Here is a 771-nt window from a genome sequence, read left to right as displayed (position 1 = left end):
CGAGGGTTTAATCATGGCATATAACACATCACGCCCTGCACCCGCAGATGTACCGTTAACAAAAAATCGGATAACCGGGGCGGCAAGTACAATCGTTGAAAATAACTTGAGTGCAAACCGCATAATGTTAACCGATGCCGGTGGGAAAGTAAGTTCCGCACCTGCATTAACTGCAAACAGGCTGCTAAAGAGTGATTCTAACGGACAGCCTGCTATTATAAACGCTATTACAGCTAATCGGGCACTTGCGTCCGATGCTAATGGATACCCCGTTCATGCTACAACTACCAGCTCAGAGCTGAATCTGATTGCAGGAAGTACGTCTCGCGACACCAGCAACACACCCGAAGATGCAGATGGTGTACTGATGAACGACAACGGCACTATGCGCATGTTAGCGTTTAGCCGCGTATGGGAATGGATGAAATTCAAGTTCACGGGGGCCATTTCAGGATTATTAACCACTAACCTTACTGCTAGTAAGATATTGGTTTCTGATGCTAACGGTAAAATTGCAGCAAACGGTGCACCTGCAACATTACTGTCTAATCTGAGCGAGTTTGTTGGCGTTTCAAAGTTTATCACACAAGCAAGACCCAGCTCGGGTTCGACAGTTGTGCAGTTGATGACCGCGAGTATTCGGACGATCACCCTTGATTTGGAGGTTACTGCTACAGCAACCAACATTAGAGCATATCAGGACGCTTCATCTGGTATGCAATTGTTTAAGGTCAATGCTGTTACTACTACCAGCAGTTGCACTCGAACATC

At 46.4% G+C, this 771-nt stretch carries 1 protein-coding gene; it reads left to right on the top strand.

What is annotated here, in order from left to right:
• Positions 1-124: 124 nt before the first annotated feature.
• Positions 125-771: hypothetical protein (locus H9J30_RS21545; protein ID WP_240132844.1), on the top strand; the 647-nt coding region annotated here is incomplete at its 3' end.

The sequence above is a fragment of the Shewanella cutis genome, from assembly GCF_022410515.1.
GTDB classification, from domain to species: domain Bacteria; phylum Pseudomonadota; class Gammaproteobacteria; order Enterobacterales; family Shewanellaceae; genus Shewanella; species Shewanella cutis.
The sequence above is the reverse complement of the archived record's forward strand: the minus strand, read 5'-3'. Positions and strand labels throughout refer to the sequence as shown.